General features: G+C 32.6%; 23 protein-coding genes, 1 pseudogene and 1 riboswitch. Of the genes and pseudogenes, 18 read left to right on the top strand and 6 right to left on the bottom strand.

Annotation, left to right across the window (positions count from 1 at the left end; translation table 11 throughout):
• Positions 1–6 precede the first annotated feature (6 nt).
• The 4 genes from OD917_RS04845 (at position 7) to OD917_RS04830 (ending at position 1,973) form a co-directional block, all read left to right on the top strand.
• On the top strand, positions 7–213 hold the full coding sequence (locus tag OD917_RS04845; protein ID WP_263522421.1) for a hypothetical protein: 207 nt from the start codon (positions 7–9) through the stop codon (positions 211–213).
• Positions 214–260: 47 nt separating this feature from the next.
• Entirely contained in the window at positions 261–833 is a 573-nt protein-coding gene (locus tag OD917_RS04840) for a pseudouridine synthase (protein ID WP_263522420.1), read from the top strand.
• Between the two features lie 62 nt (positions 834–895).
• Positions 896–1,354, top strand: a complete 459-nt coding sequence (locus OD917_RS04835; protein WP_263522419.1) for a tRNA (cytidine(34)-2'-O)-methyltransferase — start codon at positions 896–898, stop codon at positions 1,352–1,354.
• A gap of 31 nt (positions 1,355–1,385) precedes the next feature.
• A complete protein-coding gene (locus OD917_RS04830; protein WP_263522418.1) occupies positions 1,386–1,973 on the top strand; it encodes a hypothetical protein in 588 nt (195 codons plus the stop codon).
• Here OD917_RS04830 and OD917_RS04825 read toward each other — a convergent pair.
• The 4 genes from OD917_RS04825 to OD917_RS04810 all read right to left on the bottom strand — a co-directional run bounded on the left by OD917_RS04825 (position 1,960) and on the right by OD917_RS04810 (position 5,557).
• Positions 1,960–2,736, bottom strand: a complete 777-nt coding sequence (locus tag OD917_RS04825) for an ABC transporter ATP-binding protein (protein ID WP_263522417.1) — start codon at positions 2,734–2,736, stop codon at positions 1,960–1,962. The genes OD917_RS04830 and OD917_RS04825 overlap by 14 nt on opposite strands.
• A 98-nt stretch (positions 2,737–2,834) precedes the next feature.
• Positions 2,835–3,248, bottom strand: a complete 414-nt coding sequence (locus tag OD917_RS04820; protein WP_263522416.1) for a GxxExxY protein — start codon at positions 3,246–3,248, stop codon at positions 2,835–2,837.
• A 136-nt stretch (positions 3,249–3,384) separates the two neighbouring features.
• A complete protein-coding gene (locus OD917_RS04815; protein ID WP_411970316.1) occupies positions 3,385–4,413 on the bottom strand; it encodes an iron chelate uptake ABC transporter family permease subunit in 1,029 nt (342 codons plus the stop codon).
• A 1-nt stretch (position 4,414) separates the two neighbouring features.
• The gene (locus OD917_RS04810; protein ID WP_263522415.1) at positions 4,415–5,557 is read right to left on the bottom strand and encodes an ABC transporter substrate-binding protein; all 1,143 of its coding nucleotides are present in this window, start codon (positions 5,555–5,557) and stop codon (positions 4,415–4,417) included.
• Positions 5,558–5,650: 93 nt separating this feature from the next.
• Here OD917_RS04810 and OD917_RS04805 point away from each other — a divergent pair, with 93 nt between their 5' ends.
• The 9 genes and pseudogenes from OD917_RS04805 to OD917_RS04765 all read left to right on the top strand — a co-directional run bounded on the left by OD917_RS04805 (position 5,651) and on the right by OD917_RS04765 (position 13,917).
• Complete coding sequence (locus OD917_RS04805; protein WP_263522413.1) at positions 5,651–6,013, top strand: DUF5522 domain-containing protein; 363 nt, start codon at positions 5,651–5,653, stop codon at positions 6,011–6,013.
• A 23-nt stretch (positions 6,014–6,036) separates the two neighbouring features.
• A pseudogene (locus OD917_RS04800) lies at positions 6,037–6,416 on the top strand (four helix bundle protein).
• Between the two features lie 18 nt (positions 6,417–6,434).
• Positions 6,435–6,941 carry a bifunctional adenosylcobinamide kinase/adenosylcobinamide-phosphate guanylyltransferase gene (gene cobU, locus OD917_RS04795; protein ID WP_263522412.1) on the top strand — a complete coding sequence of 169 codons (507 nt, stop codon included), beginning with the start codon at positions 6,435–6,437 and terminating at the stop codon, positions 6,939–6,941.
• Between the two features lie 117 nt (positions 6,942–7,058).
• Entirely contained in the window at positions 7,059–8,738 is a 1,680-nt protein-coding gene (gene cobT, locus OD917_RS04790; RefSeq protein ID WP_263522411.1) for a nicotinate-nucleotide--dimethylbenzimidazole phosphoribosyltransferase, read from the top strand.
• A 49-nt stretch (positions 8,739–8,787) separates the two neighbouring features.
• A complete protein-coding gene (locus OD917_RS04785; protein ID WP_263522410.1) occupies positions 8,788–9,219 on the top strand; it encodes a transposase in 432 nt (143 codons plus the stop codon).
• A 204-nt stretch (positions 9,220–9,423) separates the two neighbouring features.
• Entirely contained in the window at positions 9,424–10,209 is a 786-nt protein-coding gene (locus OD917_RS04780; RefSeq protein WP_263522408.1) for an adenosylcobinamide-GDP ribazoletransferase, read from the top strand.
• A complete protein-coding gene (gene cobC, locus OD917_RS04775) occupies positions 10,194–10,727 on the top strand; it encodes an alpha-ribazole phosphatase (protein WP_263522407.1) in 534 nt (177 codons plus the stop codon). The genes OD917_RS04780 and cobC overlap by 16 nt, the downstream gene beginning before the upstream one ends.
• A 66-nt stretch (positions 10,728–10,793) precedes the next feature.
• Positions 10,794–10,998: riboswitch (cobalamin riboswitch) on the top strand.
• Between the two features lie 27 nt (positions 10,999–11,025).
• Positions 11,026–12,879: a TonB-dependent receptor plug domain-containing protein gene (locus tag OD917_RS04770; RefSeq protein WP_263522406.1), complete on the top strand. Its 1,854-nt coding sequence runs from the start codon at positions 11,026–11,028 to the stop codon at positions 12,877–12,879.
• A 3-nt stretch (positions 12,880–12,882) separates the two neighbouring features.
• On the top strand, positions 12,883–13,917 hold the full coding sequence (locus OD917_RS04765; RefSeq protein WP_263522405.1) for a YncE family protein: 1,035 nt from the start codon (positions 12,883–12,885) through the stop codon (positions 13,915–13,917).
• A gap of 82 nt (positions 13,918–13,999) precedes the next feature.
• On the opposite strand, the gene OD917_RS04760 is transcribed toward OD917_RS04765, so the two are convergent.
• Entirely contained in the window at positions 14,000–15,463 is a 1,464-nt protein-coding gene (locus OD917_RS04760) for a S41 family peptidase (RefSeq protein ID WP_263522404.1), read from the bottom strand.
• A gap of 165 nt (positions 15,464–15,628) precedes the next feature.
• Here OD917_RS04760 and OD917_RS04755 point away from each other — a divergent pair, with 165 nt between their 5' ends.
• The 5 genes from OD917_RS04755 to OD917_RS04735 all read left to right on the top strand — a co-directional run bounded on the left by OD917_RS04755 (position 15,629) and on the right by OD917_RS04735 (position 18,361).
• A complete protein-coding gene (locus OD917_RS04755; protein ID WP_263522402.1) occupies positions 15,629–16,138 on the top strand; it encodes an RNA polymerase sigma factor in 510 nt (169 codons plus the stop codon).
• On the top strand, positions 16,125–16,586 hold the full coding sequence (locus tag OD917_RS04750) for a hypothetical protein (protein WP_263522401.1): 462 nt from the start codon (positions 16,125–16,127) through the stop codon (positions 16,584–16,586). The genes OD917_RS04755 and OD917_RS04750 overlap by 14 nt, the downstream gene beginning before the upstream one ends.
• Before the next feature lie 18 nt (positions 16,587–16,604).
• Complete coding sequence (locus tag OD917_RS04745; protein ID WP_263522400.1) at positions 16,605–17,132, top strand: DUF4252 domain-containing protein; 528 nt, start codon at positions 16,605–16,607, stop codon at positions 17,130–17,132.
• A gap of 1 nt (position 17,133) precedes the next feature.
• Positions 17,134–17,673 carry a DUF4252 domain-containing protein gene (locus OD917_RS04740; protein ID WP_263522399.1) on the top strand — a complete coding sequence of 180 codons (540 nt, stop codon included), beginning with the start codon at positions 17,134–17,136 and terminating at the stop codon, positions 17,671–17,673.
• 142 nt (positions 17,674–17,815) lie between these two features.
• Positions 17,816–18,361, top strand: a complete 546-nt coding sequence (locus tag OD917_RS04735) for a DUF6252 family protein (protein WP_263522398.1) — start codon at positions 17,816–17,818, stop codon at positions 18,359–18,361.
• A 68-nt stretch (positions 18,362–18,429) separates the two neighbouring features.
• Here the strand turns inward: OD917_RS04735 and carB are convergent, their stop codons facing one another.
• Positions 18,430–21,285, bottom strand: a complete 2,856-nt coding sequence (gene carB, locus OD917_RS04730; protein ID WP_263522397.1) for a carbamoyl-phosphate synthase large subunit — start codon at positions 21,283–21,285, stop codon at positions 18,430–18,432.
• Positions 21,286–21,334 lie beyond the last annotated feature (49 nt).

Below are 21,334 nucleotides of genomic sequence, written 5' to 3'. Positions count from 1 at the left end.
AAGCTTATGAATTTCTTCAAAATCAAAACCAGCTGGTCAAATGCCGAATTTATTATAATCAAAATTTGTATGGCTTCTATCTATATTTCTGTTGGAAGTTATTTTCATGAATTTTTTAAAAACTATTATTGGGCTTTATTAGAGATTTTTGCTTTTACTGCTGTTTGGTTTGTATATCGATGGCTTAAAAAAATGAAAGCACAAAAGCAGTAATTCGCTTTAATTTTAGGAAAGAGACTATCTTTGCAAAAAATTAAAAAATGCACAGACACTTCATTCTTTTTAAACCTTACGGCTATTTAAGCCAATTTATTTATGAATTAAAAAGAAAGAAAAAACTTTTGGGCGAACTGCATGATTTTCCAGAAGGAACAATGGCTATTGGGAGATTGGACGAAGATTCTGAAGGTTTACTTTTATTGACAACCGACGGAAAAGTAAGTGAACAAATTAGAAGTAAAAAAGTCGACAAAGAATATTACGTTCAAGTTGACGGCGTTATTACTCCCGAAGCAATCGAACAATTGCAAAAAGGCGTAGAAATTGGTTTTGATGGCGGAAAATACAAAACAAAACCTTGTGATGCTTTTATCGTTACCGAAATTCCCGATTTTGGGCCAAGAGCCAAAAAAATCAGAGACGAACGTCACGGCCCAACTTCATGGGCATCTATTACCATTAATGAAGGGAAATTTCGTCAGGTTCGAAAAATGACTGCTGCAGTTGGTTTTCCGACTCTTCGTCTCGTTCGGGTTCGAATAGGAAATGTATATTTGCAAAACCTAAAAGCAGGCGAAGTGCTAGAGGTTTCCGATTTTCAATTAGATAATTAGAAATTTTGGCAATTAGATAATTCCAAAAACTCATAACTCATAATTCATAACTCAAAAAAAAGATGTTAAACGTTGTTCTTGTTGAACCGGAAATACCAAATAATACCGGAAATATTGGAAGATTGTGCGTAGGTACAGAAAGCCGACTTCACTTAATTCATCCTTTCGGATTTGTAATTAATGACAAAAACCTGAAACGTTCGGGATTGGATTACTGGGTTCATCTTGATGTTACCGAATATCAAAATGTAGAAGAATGGATTGCACAGATTCCAGATCAATCTCGTGTATTTTTAATGAGTTCGCATTCTGAAAAATCGTATTTACAAAATGAATTTCAAGATGGCGACTGGCTTGTTTTCGGAAAAGAAAGCGTTGGCTTAAGCAAGGAGTTTATGGCAAGATTTGAAAATCATCTAACGATTCCGATGTCACCGCTTATCCGTAGTTTTAATATTGCAAATTCTGTTGCTTTTGTGGTTGGTGAGGCGAAGAGACAAATTGGATTGAAAAAGATTTAATTGTTTAATCGAAAATAATAAACTTTATATCATGATTCAAAGATTATTGTTTAGCTTGGAATTTATATTAGTAGATTTTTTTTCTACTTATGGAATAATTATTATCATTTGCTTACTTCTTTCAATATTTATTAAAAATCCAATTCTCCAAAAAATTAATAATCAATCAAACCGTTTCATTACATTTATTGGAATTGCTTATTTAATTGTCTTCCTTCTCGCAACAATTATTGAATTAAACATTTCAGATGAGGAAAGTAAAAATTATTTGCTAAACAGAATGTTTGGTAAATATTGGTTTGGATTTTGGCTTCAACCGTTACTTTGGTTCTCTATGAGCCAACTTCTTAGAATTAAATCAATCCAAAAAAGTATTCTTTTAAAACTAATTTTCAGCTTTTTCTTTATTATATCAATTGAGAAAATAGTAATCATTGCCACATCTTTCCATAGAGACTACTTGCCAAGCTCCTGGACCATGTCTACATATTCTTATTCTTCAAATCTATTTCTTGAGCTATTAATTAAATTTTCAATCTTTCTGATTTCTGCTGTTTTTTTTATGATGATTACTCAAAAAATCAATGATTGGAAAACAATAAAAACTAACTCACAATAAACTTCCCTTTTTCAGCATCAAAAACAATATTTTCATCTTTGAATAAATTACTGAAACTTCCATTCGAAATTAAATTACAAGGTTGGTCTTGTATTATATTTTCTGGCGTCATCATAATCATTTCATCGCTTAACTGAATCGCCAAATCAATATCATGCGTTGAAAATAGAATACATTTTTGAGTTTCTTGAGTTAGTTTCTTTAATAATTTGAACAAAGAAACTTTATGCAATAAGTCTAAATGTGTTGTTGGTTCGTCCAAAATAATTAACGGTGTATCTTGCGCCAAAGCTCGTGCAATTAAAACTTTTTGCAATTGTCCGTCGCTAATTTGAAAATGCTTTTTGGAAGCTAAATGCTCGATTTGAGTTAAACTCATTGCTTCGTGGACTTTTGCAATATCTTGTTCTGACAATTTATCAACCCAATTGGTATAAGGCTGACGACCTAGAGCGACCAATTCAAAAACAGAAAGATTACTTGGCGGCAGTTTTTCGGTTAAAACCAAACTTAGATTTTGCGCTAATTCCAAAGGATTGTAATCTGAAATGTTTTTTTCGTTCAAATAAACATTTCCTGATAAAGGTTTTTGAATTCCAGTAATCGTTCGCAGTAAAGTTGATTTCCCTATTCCGTTTGCTCCTATTAAAGTGATTAGTTTCCCTGAAGCTAAATTTAAATTTAGATTCTCAGCAATAGTCGTAACACCTTTCTTGGATTTGTATCCAATATTTAGACTAGAAGTTGATAGAATGTCGTTCATTTTGAGTTAATTTTTAAACACATAGAAACATAGATTTTTTCTTTTGCCGAAAAGTTGATTTGAAAATTTACTTGTAAATTAACACATAGCTTTTGAACTTAGAATTTTGGCAGTAATTTGAAATACTCATTTACAAATGTCTTTTGACCTTCCTTAAAAATATTAAAACAATTAAAATTTATTATTATTCCTTTTGGCGCTTTTAAAAGTTTCATGTATGTCATTAACTGTGCTTCGTGTATTAGACTTATTTCTGATGTTGCTTTTAATTCAATCACTAAACAATTTTCGATAAATAAATCACATTTTAAATCTGTTTTTAATTCTTTATCCCTGTAAATCAGAGGAACTTTCATTTCTGTAATAAAGTTTATTTTTCGATAGCTCAATTTTTCTTTTAAACATTGATTATAAATACTTTCAAGCAATCCTCTTCCAATAGTTTTGTGAACTTGTATACATGCGCCAATTACATTAAAACTTAATTCATCTAAATATTTCTGTGTAATCATATCTTAGTTTTAGAAGAAACATTTAAATTTTCCAACAAGTCTATGTTTATTTAGAAAAGTGAAACGCCTTTCTACTGTTTTAAAATCTATGTTTCTATGTGTTTAAAAAACTAAGATGCTATTATTTTGTAAGTTTTTACTTAAAATTTCTTTTCCTTACTAAAAGCCAAATTACAACCGGAGCTCCAATAATAGACGTTATAGCATTTATAGGAAGCGTGACATCAAAACCTGGCATTTGCGATACAATATCACAAAACAACATTATAATAGATCCAAAGAATAAAGTACTCCAAAATAATATAGTATGATTACTCGTCTGAAAAGTCAGTTTTGCAATATGAGGCACTGCTAAACCAACAAAAGCAATTGGTCCTGCAAAAGCTGTAATTGCTCCAGATAATATACTGGTTGCAAATATGATTATTAATCGTGCTTGCTTAAAATTCAATCCCATGCTTTTTGCGTAATTTTCGCCTAGAAGTAATGCATTTAATGGTTTTATACTTTTAGCACTTAAAAGTAATCCGATTCCAACGCAAACCGTCAAAATTACGATCGTACTCCATGAAAGATTTCCAAGATTTCCCATTGACCAAAAAGTAAATTTTTGAAGCTGTTCTGCTGTACTAAAATAAGTCAAAACGCTAACAATCGCTGTCGTAAAACTACCGAACATTAATCCTACAATTAAAATTGCCATTGTATCACGCAATCTCTGTGAAACCACTAAAACTAATAACAAAACTAAAGTACTTCCTAAAGTTGACGCTAAAACAATTCCATACGACGATAAAGCTATCACACTTAAAAACGGAGGAAGAAATCCTGCTCCCAAAATCACAAAAGCAACTCCAAGACTTGCTCCAGAACTTAACCCTAAAACATAAGGTCCCGCAAGCGGATTTCGAAATAAAGTCTGCATCAAAAGTCCGCTAATGGAAAGTCCTGTTCCAACTAAAACTGCAGTAATTGCTTTTGGAAGACGATAATTAATAATGATATATTCCCAAGTTGATTTTGTCGCCTGCCCTCCTGTTAAACTCGCTAAAACATCTTTTAGCGGAATCATAACTGATCCTAAACTAATACTCGCAAAAAACATTAGCAAAAGAGCTAAAGCCAGAATGACAAATAAAATGGTATTTCGTTTTTTATTCGCCAATTTAATTCAGTTTTGATGCAAATGTAAATTCGTAGCTTGACAATAAATCCGGGTGAAAAATTTTAATGTAATCTTTCAATACCAAATCTGGTCGGCTTGGTGCCAATTCATAATAAACAGTTCCGCCTGTTGCGCCCAATTTACCTTCAAAATTGTAAACACTTTTATTCTTGAAAGCGTCAAATTCTGCATAATGCGGATTCGTTTTTTGTAATTCCTCTAAGCTTTTAAACGAACCCGAAGCAATCCAGATATTTGCGTCTTTTGCCTTGTCCAAAACTTTTTCAAAAGACAAGCCTTCGCTTCCTGTTCCTTTTAAATCTGCCCAAAGATAATTTGCCTTTGCATCTTTCATAAATTGCGCAACCCAGCTATTCCCTTTTGCAACGTACCAAACATCTTCATACATTGAACCGTATAATACTTTTGAAGTTGCAGGTTTATCTTGAACCAGTTTTTTCGCTTGATTGTAGCTTTCTACAATTTTATCAAAAAGTTCTTTTGCTTGATCTTCTTTTCCAAATAATGCTCCGTATAGTTTAATCCATTCTGCTTTTCCAAGCGGAGATTGTTCCATCCAATCGCCTTGAATTAATACATTTAAACCACTTTTTTTCAAATTGTCCAACATCGGATTATTATTGTCAACTCCAAACGTAACAATCAAATCTGGAGATAATTCAATTAATTGTTCGATGTTTAGTTTCTCATTTTGTCCAACGTTTTTCACAGAACCTTTATCAATTAATGTTCTCGTTTTTTCTGAAGAAATATAATCTGTATGTGGAAATCCTACTAGTTTATTCTCTACTTCTAGCATTTCTAAAAACGGAATATTTGTTGTTGAAGTAACTACTACTGACGTTAACGGAACTTGAATTGTAGTGTATGATTGAAGACTATCTGGAACTTTTGCTTCCTTTTCTTTTAAAATATATTTGAAATCTTTATTGGCATTAGGCCATGGATTTGAAACAGTTACAACTGAATAATCGTCATATTTTACAATTGAAAGTCCTGATGCATATTCGATACTATTTTTGGCAGTTTCGACTTTTACAGTTTCAACTTTATCATTCTTCTTACATCCGATAAGAATAAAAAAAGCCGTTATAAAAATCATTTTAGGGAATAAATGTCTCATATTTTCTGTTTTGGATGGAACAAAGGTAAAGTATTTATTATTTTTTTTGTTTACCTTTATTCTTACAAATTTAAACAATTGTATCTTTACAACATGAATACCACAAAAATGAAAATTTGCTCAAGCTGTGATTCAGAATTCAGCTGTGGAGATATATCTGTAGAAAACAAATGCTGGTGCAACGATTATCCACCAATATTCAATCTTTCCGAGGGCGGAGATTGTCTTTGTCCCGTTTGTTTTAAAGAAGCTTGCGAAGACAAAATCGATGCCTATATCGAGACCTTAACTCCTGAAAAAGCACTTCAAAATAAAGCTCTATCATTACCCAAAACAGAAAAACTAATTGAAGGCATCGATTATTATATCGAAAATGGCAATTATGTTTTCAAAGCCTGGTTTCATTTAAAAAGAGGAACTTGCTGCGGAAATAACTGTAGGCATTGCCCTTATTAATTATAAATTGTTAGTTGTTAATTATGAAAAACAACATTGTTAGAAATAAAAGTTTTGATTTTGCTATTAGAATTGTAAAACTTTATCAATACCTAAATAATACTAAAAAAGAATTTATTCTTTCAAAACAACTTTTAAGATCTGCAACAAGTGTTGGCGCTATGATAAGAGAAGCCGAACATGCTGAAAGTAAAAGCGTTTATTCATAAATTTGCAATTGCTCAAAAAGAAGCTAATGAAACTATATATTGGCTAGAATTATTAAAAGCTACTGATTATTTAAAATGAAAAAGAATTTGAGAACATCAACCACGATGCTGTAATAATTCTAAAATTAATTACCAGTATTATTAAAACTTCTAAAAGTCAATTAGCAACAAAAAAATTAACAACTAACCATTAACAATTCACAATTAATAAAATGCTTTATTTAATCACTGGTGGCGAACGTTCTGGAAAAAGCGGTCATGCTCAAAAATTAGCCTTAGAACTTTCCAATTCACCTTTATATGTGGCAACAGCAAGAAAATGGGATTCTGATTTTCAAACTCGAATCGACCGTCACCAGCAAGAAAGAGACGAACGTTGGACAAACATTGAAGAAGAAAAATATTTAAGTAAAATCGATTTTACTGGAAAAACTGCTTTAATTGATTGTGTAACACTTTGGCTAACGAACTTTTTTATTGATCATAAAAATGATGTGGCTTTGAGCTTAGAGGAAGCTAAAAAAGAATTTCTTGCGATCGCTAAACAAGAAAACGCGAATATAATTATTGTAACAAACGAAATTGGAATGGGTGTTCACGCAGAAACACACATCGGAAGGAAATTTGTTGAACTTCAAGGTTGGATGAACCAGTTTATTGCCGAAAATGCCGATGAAGTAGTTTTGATGGTTTCTGGAATTCCGGTTAAAATCAAGTAAAAAAAATCCAAATTAGAAATTCCAAATTCCAAAACTATACTGAGCTTTGGAATTTGGAATTTTCTTTTTTAGAGTTTGACCTTGGAATTTGGGATTTAAAAATTGTAATTTTATAGCATGAGTAATCTAGACGATATATTAAAATCCCGACGCGACACCCGACATTTTACCTGCGATGAAGTTCCAGACGAAGTAATTCAAAAAGCTTTACAGGCTGGACATTGGGCACCTTCTGTGGGATTGGCTGATGCTACAAGATATTATCTTATAAAATCAAATGAAGTTAAAGCGTCTATTAAAAAGCTCTTTTTAGATTACAATAAAAAAGCCGAAGAGCTAACCGACAATCTAGAACAAAAGGAACTTTACAGATCATTAAAATTAGAAGCAATCGAAGAAGCCCCTATCGGACTTATAATTGCTTACGATCGTTCGGTTCTCAATCAGTTTACGATTGGAACAATTGGAAGTAACGAAGCTGTAAAATTCAGTTCGGTTTGTGCGGCGCAAAACATCTGGCTTTCGTTGACAGAACAAGGTTACGGAATGGGCTGGGTTTCAATTTTGAATTATTATCAGTTTAAAAAAATCCTCGATTTACCTGAAAACATAGAACCGCTGGGTTATTTCTGCATTGGGAAACCAGCGACCAATTATAACAATCAGCCAATGTTACAGCAATTGCATTGGAAACAAAAATCAGAAGCTCCGATTTGCAAGGAAATCAAGGAGATTCATCAAATAAATGTTCCTACTCAAGATTTGAAATCGGAAAATAAAATCGAAAGCAAATCTGATTTCAATAGACTTTTACAAGAAAAAATAGATTCGAAAACAAAACCTGTTGGTTCTTTGGGAACTTTAGAATCTTTAGCATTTCAAATGGCGACTGTATTTGAAACTTTAAACCCAAAAATTGAAAAACCTAATATAGTCGTTTTTGCTGCCGATCACGGAATTGCGAATCATGGCGTAAGCGATTATCCTCCAGATGTTACGCGACAAATGGTAAATAATTTTCTAGACGGTGGCGCGGCAATCAATGTTTTCTGCAAACAAAATAAAATTGAATTATCAATTGTTGATTCTGGCGTTAATTATGATTTTCCAACAAATGCAAAATTAATTGATGCGAAAATCGCCAAAGGAACTCAATCCTTTCTACATGTTCCTGCAATGAGTGAATCTGAAGTTCTTTTGTGTTTGAATAAAGGAAAATCGATTGTTCAGAATATTGCAAAATTGGGTTCAAACTGTATTGGTTTTGGCGAAATGGGAATTGGTAATACTTCTACGGCTTCTGTTTTAATGAGTCTTTTAACGGGAATTGCTATTGAAGAATGCATTGGAAAAGGAACTGGAGTTGAAAATGAGAAATTAATCCTAAAACAAAACTTACTCAAAAAAGCGGTTGATAATTATTCCGGTCAAGCCGAATTAATGTCACATCTTTCCTATTTTGGAGGTTTTGAAATTCTTCAAATGTCTGGCGCAATGCTCGAGGCCTTCGAAAACAAAATGTTGATTTTGGTTGATGGTTTCATTTGCACGGTTGCTTTTTTAATTGCTTCGAAAATAAATCCGAATATCAAACAAAATGCTGTTTTCTGCCATTGCTCTGCTGAAAAGGCACATTCAAAATTGCTTAATTATTTGGATGCAAAACCTATTTTAAATCTAGATTTACGTTTGGGTGAAGGAACTGGATGCGCAGTTGCTTTTCCAATTTTGAAATCGGCTGAAGCTTTTTTGAATGAAATGGCTAGTTTTGAAAGTGCTGGTGTGAGTAGGAAATAACTTTCTTTTAAGGTTTAAAGTTTATAACTTTGAATCCAAAATATTATACATGCCTTTTACTAAAGTTTACATTCACTGTGTTTGGAGTACTAAAAATAGATTTCCATTTTTAAATTCGGTAGATCTTCGCCAAAAAGTATGGCATCACATAAAAGAAAATTCATTAAAAAAAGAAATACATCTCGACTTTATTAGTGGATATTCTGATCATTGTCACTGCTTAATTTCACTAGGAAATAATCAGACTATTCAGAAAACAATACAATTATTAAAAGGAGAATCTTCATATTGGATTAACAAAAATCAGTTAACTGCACATAAATTTGAATGGCAGGATGATTATTTTGCTGTTTCGGTTTCTGAATCTATTGTAGATAAAGTTCGAGATTATATTAAAAATCAAGAAGAGCATCATAAAAAGAAAACTTTTCAGGAAGAGTATGAAGAGTTTATAATCAAATTTGGTTTTAGTAATCTCTAAAGTTTGGCTAAAGCCTCGTTCTATGACATTTTCTAAACCTCCAGATAAATCTGGAGGCAATTCAAAAAATAATATAATTTAATTTTGAAAAGGAAATACTAATATATTTAGATTTACAAATACAAAATGAATTGCCAACATCTTTAGATGTTGGTTTAATATTGACAACTCAAAAGGGCTTTAGCCAAACTCTCACCCAACAAAATGAAAAAAGAACTACACATTTTCTTTACCTGTTTAATGTTTTACACCAGAATTCCATGCCCAAAAAACATTACACACCATCCAGATTATTTAAATAAAGCCACAAGATATTTCCCTTTTATTGGATGGATTGTTGGGAGTATTTCGTTTTTCGCTTTTTATCTTTTTTCATTTTTTCTTTCTACCGAAATCTCTGTTTTATTAGCAATTATTGCTTCTGTTTTAACAACTGGTGCTTTTCACGAAGACGGCTTTGCTGATGTCTGCGACGGTTTTGGCGGAGGCTGGACCAAGGAAAAAATCTTAATGATTATGAAAGACAGTGCAATTGGCGCTTATGGAGCTATTGGATTAGTTTTACTTTTTTTATTAAAGTTTAAATTGCTTTCAGAAAACATTTTACTTTTTACTAACAACATTTTACTAGTTTTTCTCTTGTTTATTTCTGCCCATTCTTTGAGCCGTTTGGCAGCGATCAGTATTATTTTTACACATGAATATTCTCGTGAAGATGCATCAAGCAAAAGCAAGCCAATTGCAAAACAATATACTTGGAAAGAAGTTTTTGGATCTTTCTTTTTTGGTTTAATTCCGTTGATTGCTTTTTCTTATTTTAATTTAAAATTTCTTCTTGCCGTTATTCCTGTTTTTATAACAAGATATTTTCTAGCGCGATATTTTCAAAAATGGATTGACGGTTATACTGGAGATTGTCTTGGAGCAACGCAGCAGGTTTGCGAAGTTATTTTCTACCTAAGCATTTTATTTTTATGGAAATTTATCTAGTTCGTCATACTGAAACAATCTGTGAAAAAGGAATTTGTTATGGACAATCGGATGTAGATATTGCAGAGCCGTTTGATGAGATTTTTAGTAAAATAATTTCTGAATTACCCGAAGAAGCAGTTATTTTTTCGAGTCCATTAAAGCGTTGTGTTATTTTAGCAAAACACATTCAGGAAAACATCAAAACCATTTCTTATCAGGAAGACGAGCGTTTAAAAGAAATGAATTTTGGGGATTGGGAATTAAAAAACTGGAACGAAATTCCGTCTGAAGAACTCAATCCTTGGATGGAAGATTTTGTAAATCTTAAAGTTACCAACGGAGAATCTTTTGTCGAACTGCATGAAAGAGTTGGTTATTTTCTATCTGATAAAATTTCCAAAATTGATCAGCCAATTGTTATTGTGGCTCACGCAGGTATAATTAGAAGTATTTTATGCCATCAAACTTTGCTTCCATTGAATGAGGCTTTCAATAATAAAGTAGATTTTGGACAAGTTATAAAAATTGATTTTTAAAGCGAATTATTTATAATTTTATATGAAACGCAAAACAAATTTGAATAATCAACATTTTTAACTTTATCTTTGCAGCAAATTAAAGGTTGCATTTTTGATTTTAAAAATGCATTAAAAGGGAATCAAGTAAATTCTTGAGCTGTACCCGCAACTGTAAGCTTAGTTCAAACGAATGCTTGCTGTAACTACAAGCCACTGTCACGCCCCGCGTGGTGGGAAGGTAAACAGCAAGACGCGAGCCAGGAGACCTGCCTTTTGTAACCATTATCGAGCTCTCGGGAAAAAGAGTGTAGAAATTATGACTGTAAAACTAAGGTTTGTTTTTTGTTTACTGCTATTGTGCCAGATTTCTTTGGCGCAGAAAGATTCTATTACGAGTTTGAAAGAAGTCTATGTTTCAGACAAAAACCTGAAAAAATATGCTGCTTCGCAATCTGTTTTAAAACTTACTGATTCTGTTATCAATAAAAATGAAGCTTTACTAACCGACTTATTAAACTTCAATTCTACTTTATATTTCAAAGAATACGGCCGCGGAATGCTTTCTACGGTGTCGTTTAGAGGAACGACCTCATCACAGACTGCAGTGATTTGGAACGGAATCAATATCAATTCTCAAATGAACGGAAGCACCGATTTCAATACAATATCAGGTTCTGATTATAATTCTGTGAGTGTAAAAGCTGGAGGCGGAAGTGTGATTTATGGAAGTGGCGCTATTGGTGGAACAGTTCACTTAAATAATGATTTGTTATTTTTTAATCGATTTGAGAATAATTTAAAACTAGATTACGGCAGTTTTAATACTATTGGGATTAATTATAAAACTTCTATTTCCAATAAAAAATGGAGTACACAAATTGGTTTTTCAAAAAACAGCTCGACAAACGATTATAAATACTTAGATCGATACACTTGGCGTGGCGAACAGCGCCGGAATCAAAATGGACAGTATGATATTATTACTTTAAATGCTAATGTTGGTTATAAAATAAACGACAACAACATTTTAAAACTTTATAGTCAGACTTCAAATACAGATAGAAATACTTCTCTGATTACAGAAACAGACACAAAAAGCAAATACGTAAATGGTTTTAATCGAAATTTATTAGAGTACGATGGAAATTTCGGAAAACTGAAAACCAATTTTAAAACAGCTTATATTTTTGAAAACTATCAATATTTTGCCGATAACAGCACGAATAATTTCACTTACGGAAAAACCGAAAATCTGATCACTAAACTAGATTTAGATTATAATTTATTTAAATCTACTCAAATTAATGCAATTGTAGATTACAGCAGAACAAATGGTTACGGAAGCAGTTTCGGAAGCCATGTTCGTGAAATAAGCTCTGCATCTTTATTAGTAAGGCAAGATATTGGAACTGATTGGAAAAATGAACTTGGTATTAGAAAAGAAGTTACAGATAATTATAAATCACCGCTTTTATTCAATTTTGGTTCTTCATATAAATTCAACAATTGGTACAATTTAAAACTAAATGTTTCCAGAAATTTCAGGATTCCAACCTATAACGATTTGTATTGGGAAACTGGCGGAAATCCAAACTTGAAACCCGAAAGTTCCTATCAGGGCGAAATTGGAAATGTCTTTACTTTCAAAAACATTACTTGGACGCAGAATCTTTATTATATAAAAATCAAAGACATGCTGCAATGGGTTCCTGGTCCTGGCGGCATCTGGAGTTCGCAAAACCAAGACAAAGTCGATAGTTACGGAACCGAAACTTTATTAAGCTGGAAAAAAAGCTACGGCAAAAATATTTTCGCCGTAAATGCTACTTATACATATACCATATCAGAGGACGATCAAACTAAAAAACAAATTTTCTTTGTACCATTTCATAAAGCTACAGGGGCAATTTCTTACTCTCGAAATAAATTAAGTGCTTATTATCAAGTTCTCTACAATGGTTTTGTCTACACAACCGAAGATAATAATCCTGATGATATTATAAATGATTATACCGTTTCAAACATTGGAATCGATTATGATTTTAAATTTTTAGAGTCTTTCAAACTAGGTTTTCAAGTCTTAAATCTTCTAAATAAAAATTATGAAAGCTTAGAAAATAGACCAATGCCAGGTCGCAATTTTAACATGTATATAACCTTAAAATTTTAATATATGAAATTCAGTAAATTACTTTTAATAGCTTTAAGCATTTCATTATTCGCTTCTTGTTCGAGCGATGACGACGACGCTCCAAAGGGAGCTTATGACAATGGTTTTTTCATTTTAAATGAAGGAAGTTCAAGCGTAGGAAGTGTATCATTCTCAAGTAATGATTTTAGTTTATTTACAAAAGATGCTTATAAAGCAGAAAATGGAAGTGATTTAATTGGCGGATATTTACAAAACATCTTTTTCGATGGAGACAAAGCATATATCATTGCTGGTGGATCTAACGTAATTAATGTTGTAAACAGATATACTTTCAAATTAATCGCAAAAATTGACTCTGGACTTGCAACTCCAAGATATGGTGTTGTAAAAGATGGAAAAGCTTATGTAACTAATGCTAATACGTATTCTTACATTAATCCTGCAACTGGAGATACTGATGATTTTATTGCGGTTATCGATTTAGCAACAAATAAAGTTGAATCAAAAATTGAGCTTAATGCAACTGCAAACAGATTAGTTTTAGAAGACGGTAAATTATACATCACTGAGCCTAACAGCAGTAGCAAATTGTTAATTGTAAATATTGCGACAAAAACAGTAGAGACTGTAGAAATTGGATATAGTGCAGATTGTATTGAAGAAGAAAATGGTACTTTATACATATTAAGAGCTCCATACACAGGCGCTGGTGAACTTGTAAAGGTAAAAATATCAGATAAATCAGTTTCTAAAATTGCATTCCCAGAAAGTTTAGCTGGAACTGGTTTTATGGATATTGAAGACAATAAAATTTATTACACAGCAGGAACTTCAGTTTATGCTATGGGAATCAATGCAACGACTCCTTCTACAACAGCACTTGTTGCAACTGCTGCTAGTTACATCTACGGCTTTTCTGTAGAAGGCAACCGTATTTATGTTGCAGATGCAAAGTTCGATGGAGATAGTAAAGCATTTATATATAGCTTGTCTGGAGCTTTACAAAAAGAATTAGTAACTGGCGCAGGATCAAACGGTTTTTACTTCAACAATTAATAAACTATTTAGAATTAGTTTTTGTTTTTTTTTACGAAAAAGGCTTTCATTTCTGAAAGCCTTTTTTATTAGAATCTATTTTTTAGAATAATTTTGGTCCGGTTTTAAGATACATTCCGTGTCTTAATCCGTTTATGATTTTAGAATCAGTTAGATAAGGTCTGTATGGTTCCGAATCATTGAATATTCTTTTAGCAGTTGTTCCTGTAATTTGCGAAATGGCAATATTCAATAATGGCTCAGATGTATCTCCTAAAACACCATAAGTGCTTACTTGCTCATACTGTTGAAAAGTTGGCTGTAAACCTTGAGTATAATCTCCAAAATTTACTGAGTTTGTAATCTTTAAAACCAACGGTTGCATTGCATATTTATGATTTGGATTGATTCCTTTTTTAGTTACCAAAGTTTCAGAATCATAAACCGTAAACGATCCAACATTTTTACCCGTAGTTGTTTCTCCAATTTGAATTACATTTACATAAGGTTTTAAACCATTAATAACTAATTCGCTGGCAGAAGCTGTGCTCGCAGTTGTAATAACATAAACTGTGTTTAAATTTAAGCTGTTTAATGCAGTTCCGTCGATATTATTAACGAATCTTTCATTTAAATCTTCCAAGTCTTCAGTTGTAAGACCTTCCATTTGTTTAGCATTAAATGTCATTTTAGAAAAAATCTGACCATCAAATTGTCCCGTAATCATACTAGCAAGTCTAGTTGAAGATGTAATTGATCCTCCTCCATTGTAACGAAGATCTAAAACTAAATCTGTTGCTCCTTGTGCTTTTAATTCACCAAAAGCCTGATTTAATTTGGCATCATATTCTGCATAAAAACCATTATACATTAAATAACCTATTTTATGACTTCCTGAAGTAATTACTTTATTGATTAAAATTGGGTTTTCTTCTAAAACTGTTTTTGTCAAAGAAACCGATTTTCCGTTTAAAACAAATCCGCTTCCATTGTAATCAGCAAGATTTAAAGTATAACTGTCTTGATTTAGCAATAATTGCTCATAATTAGAAACAGTAAGTTTGGTGCCATTTACACTAGTAAATAAATCTCCACGTTTAATTGCTTTTGTAGAAGCATCTGAGTTTGGAATAATGTATCGAACATATCCAATAACATCGTCTGATCCAGATGCTATACGGCTTAATCTAAAATCGACACCATTATTTTTTGAAATTCCATTTAATTCTTGCTCTAAAACAGTATAGTCATCCACAATCCAGCTGAAACGATCAACCGCATCTCCGTTTGGATATTTACTTACTGGCTTGTAAAGCAAGTCTTCAAATAAATCTTCTGGCTTAGAATACCCTCTTAAAAACTGATTTAAGTCTTCCTCTGTAGCAAAACGATTATCGGCCAGATTAGGAACATCGGCCTGCCATAAATAAACTGCATTTAATCCTTTCCAGATAAAACTATTAACTTGCACATCTGCAGGTTGAGCAACATCATCATTATCTTCACAAGACTGTAAAGAAAAAGCGAATAAAAAAAGAAAGAGAAAGCTCTTTAAAGTTGTTTTCATAATCATTTAATATCTTAGTGGTATAAGTGTAAAAGTAATATCTTTAGTTTTACCTTCATCATAAAATCAGTTTTTTTTTACATAAAAAAATATTTATTTTTTTATGTAACAAATATAATTGTGTCTCGTCTTGACTATATAAGCTAACGATTAACCATCAGATTAATGAACCAAGTTGTATTTATAGAATTAATAAATCCTTTTAAAGACAAAGTTTTTCGTCTGGCAAAAAGATTGCTTACAAGTACTGAAGAAGCCGAAGATGCTACTCAGGAAGTAATGGTGAAATTATGGAACAAAAAAGAAAACCTGGAAGATTACAATAGCGTCGAAGCATTGGCCATGACAATGACCAAAAATTATTGTCTCGATCAGCTAAAATCTAAAAGAGCCAGTAATCTACAAATTGTTCACAATAATTTTACAGATCGAGAACCTCGATTAGATAAAAAAATTGAAGATGAAGACACTTTAGAATGGGTCGAAAAAATTATAAATGAAATGCCAGAGCAATTGCAATTATTAATTCAGCTTCGGGATATTGAACAATATGAATTTGAAGAAATAGCAAAAATCGTTAATATGAACGAAACCGCGATACGAGTGGCACTTTCGAGAGCGAGAAAAAAAATTAGAGAATCAATGACAAATACACACCTTTATGGAACTAAATAAAATAGAAGATATATTAGAAAAATACTTTCAGGGAGAAACTTCTATTGCTGAGGAAAGTCAATTAAAAGAATATTTTTCTTCATCAAATGTTGCGCAGCATTTGGAGCAATACAAGCCTATGTTTGGCTATTTCTCTCAAGCAAAAGAACAGAAATCGACGTATGAAATTCCACTACAATCTAAGAAACGTAACGTAGCGTGGTTATCGATTGCGGCATCGGCTGTTGTTTTGCTGGGAATAGGAACCTACTTTTTTATGAGTGAGCAAAAAGACACAACTGCAGTGGCTTCTCAAACAGAATTAGGAACTTATGACAATCCCGAAGAAGCGTTAAAAGCCACTCAAAAAGCTTTGGCCTTACTTTCAAGCAATGTTAATGTAGGTATTGAAAGTGTACAATACATTAACGAATATGAACAATCAAAAAACAAAATTTTTAAACAGTAATTAAACAACAAAATAGTCATGAAAAATTTCATTATAACATTAGTATTCGCATTTGTTACCACAACTTTTTATGCACAAAGTGCTTTTGACAAATTTGATGGTCAAGACGATGTAACATCTGTAATTGTAAACAAAAAAATGTTTGATTTAATGAGTAAAGTAAAAGTTGATGCTTCTGATAAAGAAACGCAGCAATATATTGCTCTAATCAAAAAATTAGATTACTTAAAAGTGTTTACAACCAAAAATCCAAAAATCGAAGCCGACATGAAAGCTACAGCTGATAAATATGTAAAAAATGCTGGCCTAGAAGAATTAATGCGTGTAAATGACGGTGGAAAGAATGTTAGAATCATGGTAAAATCTGGTGCTACAGACACACAAATAAAAGAATTATTAATGTATGTTGACGGCGCAAAAAACGATGAAACTGTTTTATTATCTTTAACTGGTAATTTTGACATAAACGAAATTTCAGTATTAACAGATAAAATGCAGCTTCCTGGAGGTTCAGACTTAAAAAAAGCTTCTAAAGGCAAAAAGTAAAATGAGAACAAGTATCTTCACCTTAGCACTTATAGCTTTACTAACTTTGGTAAGCTGTAATTCTGAACCAACACTTCAAAAATATTTTGTTGAGAATTCGGAGAAAAAAGATTTTATCGCTTTAGATGTTTCGCCAAACATTTTGAATGTAGACAAAGCAAGATTATCTGCAGAACAAAACGAAGCTTTAAACTCGTTTGACAAAATGAATATTCTAGCTTTTAAAGCTGATCAAAGTAATCAAGTAGAGTTTGAAACAGAAAGAACAAAAGTTAAAGCCATATTAAAAGATCCAAAATATCAGGAATTGATGAAGTTTGGCTCTGGTAGAGACGGTGCTTCAGTAAGTTATGTTGGAAGTGACGACAATATCAAAGAGTTTGTCATTTTTGCAAACAGAAAAGAAACAGGATTTGCAGTAGTTCGCGTTTTAGGAGAAGATATGAATCCAAATAATATTATGACTTTAATGTCGGTATTGCAGAAATCCAAAATCGACATGGAACAGTTAAAGCCTTTAGAACAATTACTTAAAAAATAATACATCTTACTTTTATAATTTAGAAAGCTTCAATGAAAATTGGAGCTTTTTTTATTGCAAAAAAATTCAAATTTTTACTACTTTTTTAAGTAAATATTAACCCATATTTTTCTACATTTACGGCTTAACAAATTTAATTAAAATGAAAACAACAAAAACCTTACTACTTCTTTTTGTCCTTATTTTGGGCAGTTGTTCAAGCGATGACAGCAGCGAAACTCCTGACAACAATCCAACATCAAAATTCGCAATGACTGCAAAAATAGATGGAACATTGTGGGAAATGCAAAACCCATTTGGTTCAGATTACGCTACAAAACCATTATTCACTTACTATCCTGAAAGTGAATACATTCAGTTACAAGGAAGAAAAAATTTGATTGACGAAATTAGAATTTACATTAAAAGAAGCGACCTTAAAGTTGGTACATATCCTATTACAGCAGCCACTTATGACGCTTCTAAAACTCAAGTAGAAATGTCATATAACAGCAAAGGAACCAACATTCAATATCCAGTTGAAGGAAGTGTTGTGGTAACTGCAGTTGATACAAATGCAAAAACCGTAAAAGGAACATTTTCATTTAATTGTGTAGAAGATTCTTCAGAACCTATCAGCACATCTAATCCTATTACAACAAAAGTAACGGATGGTACTTTTAGTTATAGATATGATGTTTCAAACTAAAAAACTTACACCTTAAATAAAAAAGCTCCAATTTACATTGGAGCTTTTCTTTTATAATAAATCTGAGATTATTTACTCAAATACATTTTTCTTCTAGAGTACAATTCGTAGAATTGATCGTCTTTTAAGTCATCAATAAACAAGATGCTTTCTCCTGTCGATTTCATTTCTGGTCCTAATGCTTTGTTTACATTCGGGAATTTACTGAAAGAGAAAACTGGCTGTTTGATTGCAAAACCGTTTAATTGTGGGTTGAAATCAAAATCTGTTACTTTATTATGACCCAACATTACTTTTGTAGCGTAGTTTACGTAAGGCTCTCCGTAAGCTTTTGCAATGAACGGAACCGTTCTAGAAGCTCTTGGGTTTGCCTCGATGATGTAAACCGTATCATCTTTAATCGCAAACTGGATGTTGATTAAACCTACCGTTTTTAAAGCTCTAGCAATTTTATGCGTATGATCTTTAATTTGCTGCATTACAAATTCTCCTAAGTTGAAAGGAGGCAATGTTGCATTACTATCTCCAGAGTGAACTCCACAAGGCTCGATGTGCTCCATAATTCCGATGATGTAAACATTTCCATCAGCATCACAGATTGCATCAGCTTCAGCTTCGATTGCTCCAGCTAAGTAGTGATCTAGTAACAATTTGTTTCCTGGAATTGCTTTCAACAAATCGATAACGTGCTCTTCCAATTCTTTTTTGTTGATTACAATTTTCATTCCCTGACCTCCTAATACGTAAGAAGGACGAATTAAAAGTGGAAAATCTAAAGTATCTGCTAATTTTGAAGCCTCATCTGCCGTTTCAGCGATTCCGAATCTTGGGAAAGGAATGTTTAATTCAGTTAATAAGTCTGAGAAACGTCCTCTGTCTTCTGCCAAATCAAGTGCGTCAAAACTAGTTCCGATGATTTTCACTCCGTATTTAGAAAGTTTATCAGCTAATTTAAGAGCTGTTTGTCCTCCTAACTGAACGATTACACCTTCTGGTTTTTCGTGTTGTATAATATCATAAATATGCTCCCAGAAAACTGGCTCGAAATATAATTTATCAGCTGTATCAAAATCTGTAGAAACCGTTTCAGGATTACAGTTAATCATGATCGTTTCGTAACCACATTCTTTCGCCGCTAAAACTCCGTGTACACAAGAGTAATCAAACTCGATTCCTTGACCAATTCTGTTTGGCCCAGAACCTAAAACGATTACTTTCTTTTTATCTGTTACAATACTTTCATTGTCAACGAAACGTTCTCCGTTTGCTTTTTCAATATCAGCCTCAAAAGTTGAGTAGTAATATGGAGTCAGCGCTTTAAACTCAGCTGCACAAGTATCAACTAGTTTGAAAACACGGTTGATATTCATGTCTGTACGTAAAGTGTGAACTTCACTTTCCAAACAATTCATCATGTGTGCTAATTGTCTGTCAGCAAAACCTTTCTGTTTCGCCTCAAGCAATAATTCTTTAGGAAGATCTGTAACTTTGTAGTTTGAGATTTCTTTTTCTAAAGTATAAAGCTCTTCGTATTGTTTTAAGAACCACATATCGATTCTTGTAATTTCATGAATTGTGCTCAACGGAATTCCCATTGCAATTGCATCATAAATTACAAAAACACGATCCCAGCTTGCGTGAGTCAATTTATCGATGATTAATTCGTAATCTTTATACCCTTTTCCGTCAGCACCTAAACCATTTCTTTTAATTTCTAAAGATTGAGTTGCTTTGTGAAGTGCTTCCTGGAAAGAACGTCCGATTCCCATAACCTCACCTACAGATTTCATCTGAAGACCTAAAGTTCTATCTGAACCTTCAAATTTATCAAAGTTCCAACGTGGTATTTTTACGATTACATAATCTAAAGTCGGTTCGAAAAGAGCCGAAGTAGATTTTGTAATTTGATTTTGCAATTCATCTAAATTGTATCCTAAAGCTAACTTAGAAGCAATTTTTGCAATTGGATATCCAGTTGCTTTTGATGCTAAAGCAGAAGAACGAGATACACGAGGGTTGATCTCGATTGCTACGATATCTTCTTTTTCGTCAGGCGAAACTGCGAATTGTACGTTACATCCTCCAGCAAAGTTTCCGATACTTCTCATCATTAAGATCGCGTAGTCACGTAATTTTTGGAAAGTTGTATCAGATAAAGTCATCGCTGGCGCAACTGTAATCGAATCTCCAGTGTGGATTCCCATTGGGTCCATGTTTTCAATAGAACAGATAATTACAACGTTGTCATTTTTATCTCTTAAAAGCTCTAATTCGTATTCTTTCCATCCCATCAAAGCTTTGTCGATCAAAACTTCGTGAATTGGAGAAGCTTCAAGTCCGCGAGTTAAAAGCTCATCAAAGTCTTCTTTTTTGTAAACCACAGCTGCTCCAGTTCCTCCAAGTGTAAAAGAAGGACGAATTACAAGCGGAAAACCAAACTCCTGAGCAATTTCTTTTCCTTCTAAGTAAGAAGTAGCCGTTTTTGCTGGTGCAGTTGGTACATTAATTTTTTCTAAAAGCTGTTTAAATTGCTCTCTGTCTTCCGTAATATTAATTGCGTTAACATCAACACCGATCAATCTTACTCCGAAATCTTGCCAGATTCCTTTTTCTTCAGCTTCCAAACACAAGTTCAAAGCAGTTTGCCCTCCCATTGTTGGCAAAACAGCATCAATTTGTGGATGTTCCTTAAGAATTTCAATAATCGATTTTGTCGTTAAAGGTTTCAAATAAATATGATCGGCCATAGATGGGTCGGTCATAATCGTCGCTGGATTTGAGTTAATCAAGATAACTTCAATTCCTTCTTCACGAATAGAACGAGCAGATTGAGAACCTGCATAGTCGAATTCGCAAGCTTGACCAATAACAATAGGTCCTGAACCTATTATTAAAACGGATTTAATTGATGTGTCTTTAGGCATTTTGTATGTATTGTGTAGTTATTTACGATTTTAAAAAACATTTCTAGTA

It is taken from the genome of Flavobacterium sp. SH_e (genome assembly GCF_025717045.1).
GTDB lineage: Bacteria > Bacteroidota > Bacteroidia > Flavobacteriales > Flavobacteriaceae > Flavobacterium.
Note: the sequence above shows the minus strand (reverse complement) of the source record. Positions and strands in the feature narration are given on the sequence as shown.